The organism is Pseudogemmobacter hezensis, assembly GCF_013155295.1.
GTDB lineage: Bacteria > Pseudomonadota > Alphaproteobacteria > Rhodobacterales > Rhodobacteraceae > Pseudogemmobacter > Pseudogemmobacter hezensis.
On sequence record NZ_JABJXT010000032.1, the window covers coordinates 1 to 12,018 of the forward strand.

Sequence of the window (12,018 nt, forward strand, 5' to 3'; positions counted from 1 at the left end):
TTCATTGTCGAGAACCAAGCGCACAGCGCGCTCGCGAACCTCAGCGGAAAACTTGTTCGTCGTCTTGCTCATGATGCTCCATCCTACTCAGGAGTTGGAGCCTCCGGCAAACCCGGTGCGGTTCAATGGTTATGATGCTGGATACTTGGTAGCAGTCTGACGCAGGCGCTCGGCGTGAGTGTAAATGTCGTCGAGATCTTCGATAACAATGCGTTCTTCAGTCTCGCCGTCGAACAGGCCGATGTATTTTGTCGATCGGTTGAAGTGCAGTCGAGCCAATGGGCGTCGATTGTTGTCGTCGGCCAAAATTCCGCAGTAGGACTTCTGATCTCGCATCACGACGCGGGAGGGTTTCATAACTGCAGACACAATGGCCTTAACGATGAGGAACCCTTCGGCCTCTTCTGGCGTGGTCACGATGTCACCATCAGCCTGTATCACTACTTCTTCAACAGGATCCGCTGTCGCCTCGGTCTTCGCAAGTGCCGATGAGAGCCTGTCCTGCACAGATTCCCGTATCACTTCCCGGAAGGCTGATTTTACCAGTCCGCGATACTGATCAATGACGGCGGCGGTGAAGCGCCCCTCATGTACGCTGGACGCCAGGAGGCGGATAAATTCTTCGCTTGGGTTTTCGATTTGCTTGGTGATCTCAGACTTCAGGGCCGACGTGTATTTCAGGCGTTCAGCGTTGGCCAGGATGCCATCCACATCAAACCCGGCCTTTTCGAATTTCTTCAGCTCGGCCAGAACCTGGCTGTTGGGCTCAGAGATGTCGAAGGTGAAGAAAGGGCGGCTGTCGAGCTTATTCGGCTCCTCAAGGTCACTGTGGAAGTGGAAGAAGCGCCCATTCGTCAGGATCGCGAACTTCGCACTGGTGACTGAGAAGTACCGATAGAGCTGTGCCAGATGCACCTTGTCCAGGTTGGTGCTGATCGGCTTGCACTCGATCAGGATGCGGACCTGGTCGTCCAGTTTGATCGCATAGTCGACCTTCTCACCCTTTTTGCCAACGGCGTCAGCCGTGAACTCAGGGATCACCTCGCCGGGGTTAAAGACGTCATAGCCGAGTGCCTGGAGGAAGGGCAGGACCACCGCAGTTTTCACCGCTTCCTCGGTCAGCATCGTGTTGGCGTGCTGCTGAACCCGATCAGTCAAAACCTTAAGCGTGACGTCAATGGACATGAAATAACCTCCCGATTCTCAATGACCTATCCTCCGCAACCGGGGGGAGAAGAGTCCAGGGCTTTTTGTCATGCCTGGAAATACGGGTTGTGGCCTATGCCTCCACCCGCTTCACGAACTCTTTCGGCAGATGCAGGCGCACTGGGGCGGCCCAAGTGACGCGCTGGTCGTGCATGTTCCGGCCTGCCGGGTTCAGCGAAAGGAGGTGGAACAGTCCTGGTTCGGTGCCAGCCTTCAAAACCTTGACCCAGACGCGACCGTCATCAGTTTGTGCGATCACTTTCCGGCCGATCACCTCTGAGGGAACGCCATCCGCAGTGGCTCGGCTGTAAAACAGCAGGTCTCCCTCGGAGTAGACAGGTTCCATGCTGTCACCTTTGATCTCAACCGCGACTATGCCTGATGGCGCGAGCAACGGCGGGCATTCCACATGGTAAAGCCCACCTCCCTTTGCATAGTCATCGACCAGAAACACCTCATCACCAGCTCCAGCCCGACCCGGGACCGCAACTGGCCTCGCAGCAGGTTTGATAAGCTCGGCGGGGTCGACGTTCAGGGCGTCTGCTATCTGCTGTAGTCGTTTGGTGTTGGGCACCTTTGTGCCTAGCTCGTACTCGTTCAGGACAGACCGAGACACGCCAGCCATTTCAGCTAGCTCCACTAGGGTCAAACCCTGACGGTTCCTGATTTCACGGATCATCAACTGCATGTCGTAATCTCGCATGAGGTGGCGGCAAGGTCGTGTCGCAAATGGAGACATTTCGACTTGACTATAATGTCGCCATGCGCGACATTTCTGGCATGACACTGCATGAGTTCATCCAGAAACATTCACCCGGCACTCAAGCTGAGTTTGCCCAGAAGATCGGCATTTCCAGATCATATCTGGCGGAAATTCTGCTTGGCACAAAGCTGCCGGGACGCCGCACGATTGAAAAAATCGAGACAGCCACCATGGGCAGGGTTCCTTCTCATGTCTGGTTCTCAGGCGCCAAAGCAGAAGGGGCGCAGCCGTGACCTGCCGCGCCCCACCCGCCCTTCCCAATGATCCGATTGATCGCACTTCACCCCCGATCAACAGCACAGGATCTATTGGTATGTCTCCCGGAAAGTTTTCCAAACGCCAGGCGCTGACCTATCGGCAGCACTTCGCAGCCGCATGGTCGCAGCTCATCCGCAACAGCTTCGACAGCCCCGAGCACGCTGCGCATATCTTCGGCGTGGACGCCTCGACGGCCCGGAATTGGTGGGAGGGCAGCCATTCACCGTCCGGTTTCGCGGTGGGCTATGCCTACGCGATGGATCCTGATGCGGCATCCCGGTTTTTGGGGAGTGCGGCGTGAGGTGGCTTCGTTTCCGCATCATCATCGCCGAGCTGGTGGCCGCGACGCATGTTCGCGCCTTCGGCTCGTGGTGGCAGGCTTCGGCCCGCCATCGGCTTGGAAAGTTTTCCGGGGAATGTGCTGTGCCCTTGAAATCTGAGGCCGACGACACAGGGGAGGCCTGAGCCTTGCCCGCCCGCGCCAGATCCCCCGGCCTGACCGGCCTGCTGATCCGGCGCGAGATCCTGATCGCTGAACTGCGAGAGCTGCGCCGCAGGCACCTCTCGACCCGCAAGACCGCAGGCACCCTGCGGCAACTGACCATCGAAATCCTGAGCCATTTCAACAGGGAGAGATTGAATGCGTGACCATGTAGACCTGCCGCAAGGCGATGATGAGCCCGGTGGAATCCATCACGATATGGAGGGCGAACTCGGGGATCTCGATCTTGAAACCCTTTCTGGCGACATTCGCGACGAGATGCTGTCGCGGATGAAGCACCTCAAGGCAACCTGGGGTCTGCTGAGCCAGGCCGAACAAGCCGAGGTTGGGAATGGTCTGGAGCTGTTCTCCAAGAGCCTGATCCGCAAGGTTATCGGCAAACTGGCAAAGCACGAGTTCCCGCACGTCGTCGTCAGCCTGGCCGAGTTCAAGGTGAAGGGCGGGAAGGATATCGAGGCGAAGATCACCTGCCCGAATATCGCGGTAAACCGGGATCCGCTCGGGGATCGCGTTGGCGATATGTGCATGCTGGTCATGGCCGATGCCGAGACCTTTTTCGGTGAGCGGGCGCCGGTGAAAACCGACCCGGATCAGCCCGGGCTTGATCTGGACGGCGACGGCGGGAGCGACCCTGCCGAAGCCGACCAACGGCTGGCGCTGCCGAAACCGACCGCTGACCTGCAAAGCCCGGATGATGAGACGGACAATCGCCCGGCAGAAGGCGATCTGGAATGAGAAGCGCCGAGTTCACCATCCCAGGAGATCCGCACGGCAAAGGCCGTCCGCGCGCGACCGTCGTGGGCGGGCGGGCTCGGCTCTACACACCGAAAAAGTCGGCGGATTACGAGGCGGAGGTCCGAAAGGCCGGGGCTCCGCACTTCAATGCTCCTCTCGATTGCCCGGTCAGGCTGCGGATCGTCGCTTTCTTCGCCATGCCCAAGAGCTGGTCGAAGAAGAAGCGCGCCGCGATGCATGGCCGGCACCACACCCAGAAGCCAGACGGTGACAACGTCATGAAATCGATCAAGGACGGCCTCAACGGGCTGGCATGGCTGGATGATTGCCAGGCTGCCGATTGCCGCATCGTGAAGCGCTGGAGCCACCACGCCGAGACCTTTGTGCAGGTCGGGGAGGCAGGTTGATGTCGAGTGATCCCGACTATCGGCGCGCGAGGCGCGGAAAGCCGATCAACCGCGGCAAGGCCGTCTCGGAAGCCGAGTTCCGCAGGCTTTGGCAGGATCCAACCCTGACGCTGCGCCAGATCGGCGAGCGCTTGGACATCCATCAGGCGACGGTCTCACAACGCGCCAAAACGAGGGGCCTGCCGCCGCGCAAAGAGATCATGCCGATGATCCGTCACCATCGCAAAATCACCGACCCAGGGCTTTGCATTGACATGCTGCGCTTTGGGGTGAGCGTGGGAGAGATCTGCGCGTATTTCAAGATCAAGAGGAGCAGCCTGAAATCCTTCAGGGAGCGTGCAGGAGAGCCCGGTAGGAAGCGCGGTATCCACCCCTCGACCAGCCGGACGCTGGCTGAATTTGTAATTGCGCGAACTGAGGCACAGATGGCTCTGGGTCTTGCCACGCTTGCGGCGGCCGAGAACCGGGCCGTGGCCGGGGTGTGGAGGCGGGCAGCATGACGGCCTTCGCCCGCATCGAGGACATGCCACTCTTTCGCTACGGCCTGATCATGGCGGATCAGCCTTGGCAGTATCAAAACTGGTCGGCGGCTGGTGAAGGCAAAAACGCCGCCGCGCAATATCAGTGCCAAAGCCTCGACTGGGTCAAATCACTGCGCGTGGGCGATCTGGCGGCACCGGACTGCATTCTCTGGCTCTGGGCGACGAACCCTCTGCTGGACGTAGCCTTTGACGTGCTGCGCGCCTGGGGCTTCCAGTTCAAGACAGCGGGCCACTGGTCGAAAAAGACCGCCAGCGGCAAGCAGGCATTCGGCACCGGCTATCTGCTGCGCTGTGCTGGCGAACCCTTCCTGATCGGCACCATCGGCAACCCACAAACCGCCCGCAACGTGCGCAGCGTGATCGAGGGGCCGGTGCGCGAGCATTCCCGCAAACCTGATGAGGCCTTCGCCGCCGCTGAGCAGCTTTGCCCGGGTGTGAGCCGCTGCGAGCTGTTCTCGCGCGAGGAGCGGCCCGGCTGGGACGTGATGGGCGATCAGGTTGGAAAGTTCAGCCCGGCTCCAACAGCTCAGATCGGAGCCGTATGACATGGCCGAATATTACAAATTCGAAATCGCAAACTGGAATGAGGGCACGGCCAATCTGTCCCTTGAGCAGGAGGCTGCGTACCTGCGCGTGGTCAATGCGATCCGTCTCGCGGACCAGCCGATCACCTTCAATATGTTCGTCCTTGGGGGGCTCTGGCGCTGCAACGAGCGCAAGGCAAAACGTCTCCTGGAGGAGCTCATCGGCCTCGGGAAACTTCGCGTCGAAGGCGGACGGATTATCAATGACAAGGCCGTCGAAGCGGCGTCGAACCTGCGCCGACTGCGCACCGACCGAGCATCGGCTGGCCGTGCAGGTGGAATTGAAAGCGGAAACTCTCGCCGTAAGTCATTGGAAAGTCAGGAAACAGGCGAAGCAATTGCTTCAACAAGAGAAGAGAAGAATAGAGAAGAGAAGAGTATAAATGGTGGTGATGGTAGCGCGTGCGTGCGCGAGGCTGATCCAGATCTTCCCCAGCAAGACCTGACCGAGCGCGAGCAGATCCTCGACGCCATGGGGGTTTCCCCGTCGGGCTTCACCGGGCCGAGCAGCCACATCGGCGGCCAGGGGGACATGGCCGAGGCGCAGCGCTGGCTGGCCCTGCCGGGCATGTCGCTGCCGGTGGTCCTCACCGAAATTCGCCGCATCGTCGCCTCCAAGCAGGACGGTCCCCCGAAGTCGTTCCGGTATTTCACCGACGCCATGCAGCGCCTCAGCGGCCAGCTGTCAGCCCCGCCACTCCAGCCGACTGCCGGGCAGGGACCGCGCACCGCGTCGGCCAGCGGATGCCAGCCTGACCTTTCCGCCTCAATCGCACGCCTCGAAGCACAGGGACGCATCTGATGAACCTTCATGAATCCGATCTGAAATCCCGCCTCGTTCGCTTTCTCGGGCGCAAGCAAATGCCGCGCCGGTTCGAGGGAAAGCCTGCACCGATGGATGACGAAATCGCTGCCCTGGCTGGCGTTTTGTCGCGCAACGCGCCCCGTGGTGCCGAGCGGCTTGGCATGTGGTGGCCCCATTTCGAGGATCGGCTTGGCGAGATCTGCGGCTCGATGTGGCCGACCGAGAAGGAGATCAAGGACGCGGCGCGCCAGGCCACGAAGGAATCCCCTCAGGGAAGCCTGGCTGCCCCAGAGATCGATCTGCGCCCGGTTGCGATCACCGCCCGCAAGATGATGCGCAACGATCCTGTAGGCGAAGAATGGCTCTGGGGGCGCAATGCCGTGGAACTGGCGCTGTCAGGCCTGATCGACCGGGAGACGATGCAGCGATACCGGAGCGGTGCGTTCCTCGCACGGAAGGCGACCCATGGCGAGGCGGCGGCATTGGTCTGGGAGGCTGAGGCCAAGGATCGCCATGAGGCTGCAAAGTCGGTTTGGCAGGGCCGTAATGAGCCAGCCGTGCACCGCGACACCCGCGTGCCCGACAAGTCCGCCCCGTATTCGCCCGAAGCGTTTGCAGCGGAGTGATCATCATGAGCCGCCCTGAGCCAGAAATCATAGCCGCTCTCAACCCAGCACAGCGCCTCGACGTTCAGACCTATGTCAAGGATCTGGGCCTCAGCCCTGCCGCAGCGATTGCCAAGGTCACGGCCCCCAAGCGCCGCGTCACCTGCGTCCCGCCCGACATGCGGCCCGACAAGCGCGAGGCCCGGTCATGATGCAGCTCAGCCTCCTGGACTTGATGGAGCCGCCAGTTGAGGCGGTGGAAATCGCCCCACGCCAGCGCAGAACGGTAGCAACCCGCGCCTATGGCGAGGATGCGCACCTGGTCACGATTTACGAGGACAGCCCGGATCCGGTTGAGGTCGAAATCCGTGGAATCCCGGCGCTGATCGTCACGGCCTTTGGCGCATCGACCTACACCGTCCAGAAGCCCGGAACGCTGTTCTGGTCCAGCACCGGCTTCCGCAGCATGGCCCGTGGTGATGCCAGCGTCGATCGGGTGATCCAGCTGGTTGAACAGCATATCGATGCGCCAAAGGCAAAAATGGGCCTCGGCGGCAAGCTGGAACGCTGGTGGCCGGGGTACGTGCGCCAATGGCAGTTCGCCGAAGCAACGTGCGGAAGGGCTGATCGCAGCAAGCCTTACTGGGGCTGGTGCGCCCGTGAAGTCGGCCAGGCCGCGATCTGGGCTGACCATGATGCCCGCCAATCCGCCGCCATCGCCCAGATGTTGGCCGATGGAATTGACCCCAACGATGTAGGCCCGCCGCCCGGCTTCAAGGGCAAGTGGCCGCGATTTTCAACGGAGATTGCAGCATGAGCGCCGAAACCACCCCTCCCTCCGCTCTCTCTCAGGAAGGGGGTGCGTGATGGCAGACCCGCATCAGGAATGGCGAGCTGACGGCCTCGCACATGGCTGGAGAATGCCGCCCGAGGCCAGATGGAAGGGCTTGCCGATCATCCGCCATGTTCGTGCAGTCGTGGCTGCGGTTGCCGTCGATGAGCATGAGGCGATCTGGCGCAAAGCCGGGCTCATTCCGACCGGTTACGACCAGTGGGTGCTCTACGGCATCTGGCACGGCCTCTCCCACGCCACCCCTCACAGGGAGGGCGAGTGACATGGGGCAATGCGCAAACGCGCTCGCTGACGATGAAACAGCGGCGCGTCTGGCTGACACTCGTAACTCACACACCGGCTTTTGGTCATGGGGGCTTTGACCATCACGCCGGGCACTCACAAAACCGCCCCCGTCACTCGCACATCAGGGCAACGCAGCAAAAACGGATCGGTTTCTAGGCATCATTGCCTATGCCGCACAAAAGAACGGAACGAGGGAAGTATGAGCAGGATGACACCCGAGGAGATCAGGCTGCGCGATGAGGCGATTTCGGCTGGCCGGGTTGTGCGTCCGGCTGTGAAAAGGGCAAAGGCCCGCGACAGCATTCCCGAGATTGCCTCGCAGCCCCGCGCCCCGGCGAAGCCACCAGGGGCCAGTCTGAGCGCCGGAAAAAGGTGCATGTCCATTCAGCGGGCGCTGGAGTGGGCTTTTGGCACTGAACACGCCAGCCTCGAATTCGATGAGATGGGCGAGACCTCTGGCAGCCAGCGCATGGGCGTGGATGGTATCTGGCTTATGATGCAGCGCGGAGCCATTGGCTGTGAGATCGACGGCGGCGGTCGGTCGGACCCTGCCTGGGATGCGCAGATCATCGCCTCGACGGTGGCAAGCTTGCCGGTGAGCCATGGCGGGCGGCAGATGGCGGTATTCGTGGCCCAGCACGCCCGGGCCGGGATCGCGCCGGACTGGATGCGGGATGCGCGGCCGACGATCCAGCCGTGCGGGATGCGTGAGAACCAGCACGGGGAGCGAGCGTTGACCGAGGAGGCGCATCACCTCGGGGCGCAAGGCTGGCCGATCCAGAAGCGCATCGGGCGCAAGGGCAGGGTGTTCGAGGAGCCAGTGCTGTATTGCCCCGTGGTGGTGACCCCGACTGGATCGCAGATCGCGGCTGCCCGACGCCGATATCTCGAATGGTATGGCGCGCTGCTCTGGATCCTCGGGGAGCTGAGCGCGCTTGATATTCTGGTCGGGGTCGAATTGACGCAAGATATGCCGATTCTCACGCCGTGGCGCGCAAGATAGGGCTTGCGAAAATCTGCCCCCCTTGATATTTTGCCAGTAGAACAATAGCGCCCGGAGGAGAAATCCTTCCGGGCGCGTTGCATTCAGCCTCTGTGGCCGCTTTCACGGTTAGCGCCGCCAGCATTCGGTTCATTGGTCCGTGGCGCTTTGTTTGGGTTATGCGGCTGTGCCGCGTTGCCCATCTTCTGCTTCTGCGCCTCGTCCTGCACATCGAACTTGGTGTTTTCGGCGGCCTTGTCGAAATCGGGTTTTGTCATAGCGTCCTCCTTTCGCTGGGAGGCAAACGATTCCGCTGCGCATGGGGTTCCATTGCGCTCGATCACGTTTTCATCGGCCCGGACTTTCACCCGGCCACCCCGCCAGCCGGAACATCCCCGATGGGCGAAAGCCTCAAGCCGCTCTGGGTCGGTCCAGTCATGGGCGCGAATGGCGGTAATCGGGGAAGGCGGGACCTATCCAGCTCGCGTAAGGGCTATACCTGTATCCCTGACTACGAAGTGGTTTTCGCTGATCGCATCAATGTCCCTGCCGCTACCGGTCACATACCTGATCGTGGATGGCGTGCCTGGCTTGCTTTGCTTGATCACCGAGGCGGTATCACCTTCTCGGGTACGGCAGACGATAATCTCGGTGTTGATCCAGTCTTCACTCACGACAGCCTCCCATCTTACCCGTCGATCCGATCATGGACTGGTGATTCTTGCAAACAGGAATGGATACCACCATGGGAAAGCACTCGGCAGGGCCGCGCAGTGGCCGTCCGATGCCTTCAGTCGATCAGGTCGAAGGACTGGAAGCGTGGTTCGCTGCCGCGCCAGAGCTTGAGGCATGGACCCGGCAATCCTTCATAGAGGACGGCGCATCGCTCCAGAACGGGGATCACGCCCACCTCCAGAACGCCAGCATCGGCTTCCTCTGGACCAACGTCGACAACGCGAAGAAGGGGCGGATCGTCATCGGCACGGCAGAACCGGGCACTCCGCAAGGGGCAATGGGCAAATGGGGCCGTGCGAAGGCGGTAATGCAGATCGAGGGATGGTTCGGCGCGGTGCCGGATTTCATCATCACCATCGACGCCAGCTGGTGGCTGCAAGCCTCGGACGCCGAAGCCTGCGCGCTCATCGAACATGAGCTTTACCACTGCGCCCAGGCCACGGATGAATTCGGCGCGCCGAAGTTCAATCAGCATACCGGGCGGCCCAGCTTCACCATGCGCGGGCATGACGTCGAGGAGTTCGTCGGTGTGGTTCGCCGCTATGGGGCTGAGGCAACCGGCGTTCGCGCGCTGGTGGATGCGGCAAACGCCGGGCCAGAGATTGCGGCGGTGGATATCGCGCAGTGCTGCGGGACGTGTATTTAAGTCTGGCGATTATCCTCGACCGCCAACTGGCCAGCCAGCCTGGCTTCGTCAATTCCACGATAAGTTTTCGGCAGCTCAACTCCGCGAACGAAAACAGTGTAAATCCCGCTGTTCGTGTGCGTGTGGGTCTTATTCTTCCTGATCCGCACCACTTCTTCACCGCCGATTAGGCCAACCGACTCTGCCTTATGGCCGTGAATGGAAAACGAGACTGATCCAAATTTTTTGGGCACGCGGCGCCTCCTATCTGATTGACGGAACTTTGACATGGTCAATGGCGGAGTCAAACTCTCCGATGAGGTGAAAACCTATATCGTGCAGGCGCTAGCGTGCTTCGACCCGCCCTCTGTAGTTGTTGCATCGGTCAAGCAAGATTTTGGCCAGGTAGTCAGCCGACAAGCTGTGGAGGGATATGACCCGAACAAGCGAGCCGGGCGCAACCTGTCCAAGCGCTGGCGGGCGATATTCGAGGAAACCCGCAAGACCTTCCTTGAGGACACAGCCACCATCGGCATCAGCCATCGCGCCGTGCGTCTCCGCGCTCTGCAGCGCATGGCCGACAAGTCCGAGGGGCAGGGCAACATGGTGCTGGCATCCTCGCTGCTAGAGCAGGCGGCGAAAGAGGTCGGCGGTAGCTACACAAACCGTCGAGAGGTGACCGGCGCGAACGGCGGGCCTATGGAGGTCAGGGGCCTTGCAGACTTCTACGCTGACCTCGCGCCCAAGCCTGAACCCGGCGCTTCGTGACTTCTGGCTGACACCAGCCCGCAACCGGATCCTTTACGGCGGGCGGGCCTCATCGAAATCATGGGATGCCGCGGGCTTCTCGATCTTCCTGGCCACCAGGGTCAAAATCAGGGTGCTCTGCGCCCGTCAGTTCCAGAACAAGATCGCGGAATCGGTCTACACGCTGCTGAAAATCCAGATCGACCGCTTTGGCCTGCAGGCCGAGTTCACGATCACCGACACCTCGATCCGGCACAACCGCACCGGGTCCGAGTTCCTGTTCTACGGCCTGTGGCGCCATATTGACGAAATCAAATCGCTGGAGGGAATCGACATCCTCTGGCTGGAAGAGGCGCACAACCTCACCGCCGAGCAATGGGAGATCCTGGAGCCGACGATCCGCAAGGAAGGGTCACAGGTCTGGATCCTGTTCAACCCCCGGCTTGTCACGGATTTCGTCTGGAAGCGCTTCGTCGTCAACACGCCGCCCGACACGATCAAGCGGCAGATCAATTACCCCGAGAACCCGTTTCTCTCGGACACCATGCTCAGGATCATCGCGGCCAAGCAGGCCGAGGATGAGGAAGAGTTCAACCACATCTACCTCGGCCAGCCCCGGGAAGATGACGACGCGGTGGTCATCAAGCGGTCGTGGATCATGGCCGCGCTCGGGGCCTGCGCCAAGCTGGGGATCGACAAGGGCCCGGGGCGCCGTATCGGCTTCGACGTGGCCGACAGCGGCGATGACCAGAACGCGCTCTGCCTTATGGAGGGGATCGAGGCCGCCAGCCTGGACGAATGGAAGGGCGGCGAGGACGAACTGCTGAAATCGGCGGGCCGGGTGCATAAAGCCGCCCGCGAGGCCGGGGCAGTGATCGATTACGACAGCATCGGGGTCGGGGCTTTTGCTGGGGCGCATTTCGCGGCGCTGAACGAGGAGTTCGGGGCCCGGCTGGAATATCACCGCTTCAACGCCAGCGATGGGGTGATCAACCCCGAGGCGCGGGTGGATTCCGACGATCCGAAATCGCCGATCAACAAGGACTATTACGCCAACCTCAAGGCGCAGACCTGGTGGGACGCTGCCCGCAGGTTCCGGAACACCTTCAACGCGGTCACCAAGGGCATGGCCTATCCGGTCGAGGATCTGATCTCGATCAGCCCGGACTGCCCGCATGTGGACCGGCTGATTGACGAGCTTTCGACGCCGCGCCGCGACTTCGACAATGCCGGCCGGGTGAAGGTCGAGAGCAAGAAAGACCTCGGCAAGCGCAAGATCGCATCGCCGAACCTGGCCGATGCGTTTGTGATGGCGAATGCGCCGAGGCAGCGCAAAGCAAATTTTCAATGGTCCATGGATGGCCAGACATACTGAGGTCTACCC

General features: G+C 61.2%; 20 protein-coding genes. 16 read left to right on the plus strand and 4 right to left on the minus strand.

What is annotated here, in order from left to right; translation table 11 throughout:
• Positions 1-129: 129 nt before the first annotated feature.
• Complete coding sequence (locus HOY34_RS20455) at positions 130-1,185, minus strand: type I restriction enzyme HsdR N-terminal domain-containing protein (RefSeq protein ID WP_172366341.1); 1,056 nt, start codon at positions 1,183-1,185, stop codon at positions 130-132.
• Between the two features lie 94 nt (positions 1,186-1,279).
• Positions 1,280-1,885: an XRE family transcriptional regulator gene (locus HOY34_RS20460; RefSeq protein ID WP_172366343.1), complete on the minus strand. Its 606-nt coding sequence runs from the start codon at positions 1,883-1,885 to the stop codon at positions 1,280-1,282.
• Between the two features lie 83 nt (positions 1,886-1,968).
• Between HOY34_RS20460 and HOY34_RS20465 the strand changes: the two genes are divergently transcribed.
• The 13 genes from HOY34_RS20465 (at position 1,969) to HOY34_RS20525 (ending at position 8,548) form a co-directional block, all read left to right on the plus strand.
• On the plus strand, positions 1,969-2,202 hold the full coding sequence (locus HOY34_RS20465) for a helix-turn-helix domain-containing protein (protein ID WP_172366345.1): 234 nt from the start codon (positions 1,969-1,971) through the stop codon (positions 2,200-2,202).
• Between the two features lie 80 nt (positions 2,203-2,282).
• Complete coding sequence (locus tag HOY34_RS20470; RefSeq protein WP_253944584.1) at positions 2,283-2,528, plus strand: hypothetical protein; 246 nt, start codon at positions 2,283-2,285, stop codon at positions 2,526-2,528.
• A gap of 167 nt (positions 2,529-2,695) precedes the next feature.
• Positions 2,696-2,875: a hypothetical protein gene (locus tag HOY34_RS20475; RefSeq protein ID WP_172366347.1), complete on the plus strand. Its 180-nt coding sequence runs from the start codon at positions 2,696-2,698 to the stop codon at positions 2,873-2,875.
• A complete protein-coding gene (locus HOY34_RS20480) occupies positions 2,868-3,464 on the plus strand; it encodes a hypothetical protein (RefSeq protein ID WP_172366349.1) in 597 nt (198 codons plus the stop codon). The genes HOY34_RS20475 and HOY34_RS20480 overlap by 8 nt, the downstream gene beginning before the upstream one ends.
• Positions 3,461-3,871, plus strand: coding sequence for a RusA family crossover junction endodeoxyribonuclease (locus HOY34_RS20485; RefSeq protein ID WP_172366351.1), 411 nt, complete (start codon positions 3,461-3,463; stop codon positions 3,869-3,871). Before HOY34_RS20480 ends, HOY34_RS20485 begins: the two co-directional genes overlap by 4 nt.
• Positions 3,871-4,371 (plus strand): hypothetical protein, encoded by a 501-nt coding sequence (locus HOY34_RS20490; protein WP_172366353.1) that lies wholly within the window; start codon positions 3,871-3,873, stop codon positions 4,369-4,371. Before HOY34_RS20485 ends, HOY34_RS20490 begins: the two co-directional genes overlap by 1 nt.
• A complete protein-coding gene (locus tag HOY34_RS20495; protein WP_172366355.1) occupies positions 4,368-4,958 on the plus strand; it encodes an MT-A70 family methyltransferase in 591 nt (196 codons plus the stop codon). Before HOY34_RS20490 ends, HOY34_RS20495 begins: the two co-directional genes overlap by 4 nt.
• 1 nt (position 4,959) lies before the next feature.
• Positions 4,960-5,799, plus strand: a complete 840-nt coding sequence (locus HOY34_RS20500) for a DUF1376 domain-containing protein (RefSeq protein WP_172366357.1) — start codon at positions 4,960-4,962, stop codon at positions 5,797-5,799.
• A complete protein-coding gene (locus HOY34_RS20505) occupies positions 5,799-6,428 on the plus strand; it encodes a hypothetical protein (RefSeq protein ID WP_172366359.1) in 630 nt (209 codons plus the stop codon). The genes HOY34_RS20500 and HOY34_RS20505 overlap by 1 nt, the downstream gene beginning before the upstream one ends.
• Positions 6,429-6,433: 5 nt before the next feature.
• On the plus strand, positions 6,434-6,619 hold the full coding sequence (locus tag HOY34_RS20510; protein ID WP_172366361.1) for a hypothetical protein: 186 nt from the start codon (positions 6,434-6,436) through the stop codon (positions 6,617-6,619).
• Positions 6,616-7,224 carry a hypothetical protein gene (locus HOY34_RS20515; protein WP_172366363.1) on the plus strand — a complete coding sequence of 203 codons (609 nt, stop codon included), beginning with the start codon at positions 6,616-6,618 and terminating at the stop codon, positions 7,222-7,224. Before HOY34_RS20510 ends, HOY34_RS20515 begins: the two co-directional genes overlap by 4 nt.
• 49 nt (positions 7,225-7,273) lie before the next feature.
• Complete coding sequence (locus tag HOY34_RS20520; protein WP_172366365.1) at positions 7,274-7,522, plus strand: hypothetical protein; 249 nt, start codon at positions 7,274-7,276, stop codon at positions 7,520-7,522.
• 399 nt (positions 7,523-7,921) lie between these two features.
• Complete coding sequence (locus HOY34_RS20525) at positions 7,922-8,548, plus strand: hypothetical protein (RefSeq protein ID WP_172366367.1); 627 nt, start codon at positions 7,922-7,924, stop codon at positions 8,546-8,548.
• An 83-nt stretch (positions 8,549-8,631) separates the two neighbouring features.
• Here the strand turns inward: HOY34_RS20525 and HOY34_RS20530 are convergent, their stop codons facing one another.
• Positions 8,632-8,805, minus strand: coding sequence for a hypothetical protein (locus tag HOY34_RS20530; protein ID WP_172366369.1), 174 nt, complete (start codon positions 8,803-8,805; stop codon positions 8,632-8,634).
• Between the two features lie 455 nt (positions 8,806-9,260).
• On the opposite strand from HOY34_RS20530, the gene HOY34_RS20535 reads away from it, so the two are divergent.
• A complete protein-coding gene (locus tag HOY34_RS20535) occupies positions 9,261-9,908 on the plus strand; it encodes a putative metallopeptidase (RefSeq protein ID WP_216654862.1) in 648 nt (215 codons plus the stop codon).
• Here HOY34_RS20535 and HOY34_RS20540 read toward each other — a convergent pair.
• Positions 9,905-10,141 (minus strand): hypothetical protein, encoded by a 237-nt coding sequence (locus HOY34_RS20540; RefSeq protein ID WP_172366371.1) that lies wholly within the window; start codon positions 10,139-10,141, stop codon positions 9,905-9,907. The two genes, HOY34_RS20535 and HOY34_RS20540, sit on opposite strands and share 4 nt — an antisense overlap.
• Positions 10,142-10,175: 34 nt before the next feature.
• Here HOY34_RS20540 and HOY34_RS20545 point away from each other — a divergent pair, with 34 nt between their 5' ends.
• Together HOY34_RS20545 and HOY34_RS20550 are read left to right on the plus strand one after the other, a co-directional pair.
• Positions 10,176-10,655, plus strand: coding sequence for a DUF2280 domain-containing protein (locus tag HOY34_RS20545; RefSeq protein WP_172366372.1), 480 nt, complete (start codon positions 10,176-10,178; stop codon positions 10,653-10,655).
• Positions 10,603-12,009, plus strand: coding sequence for a PBSX family phage terminase large subunit (locus tag HOY34_RS20550; RefSeq protein WP_216654863.1), 1,407 nt, complete (start codon positions 10,603-10,605; stop codon positions 12,007-12,009). The genes HOY34_RS20545 and HOY34_RS20550 overlap by 53 nt, the downstream gene beginning before the upstream one ends.
• The last annotated feature ends 9 nt before the right edge of the window (positions 12,010-12,018 follow it).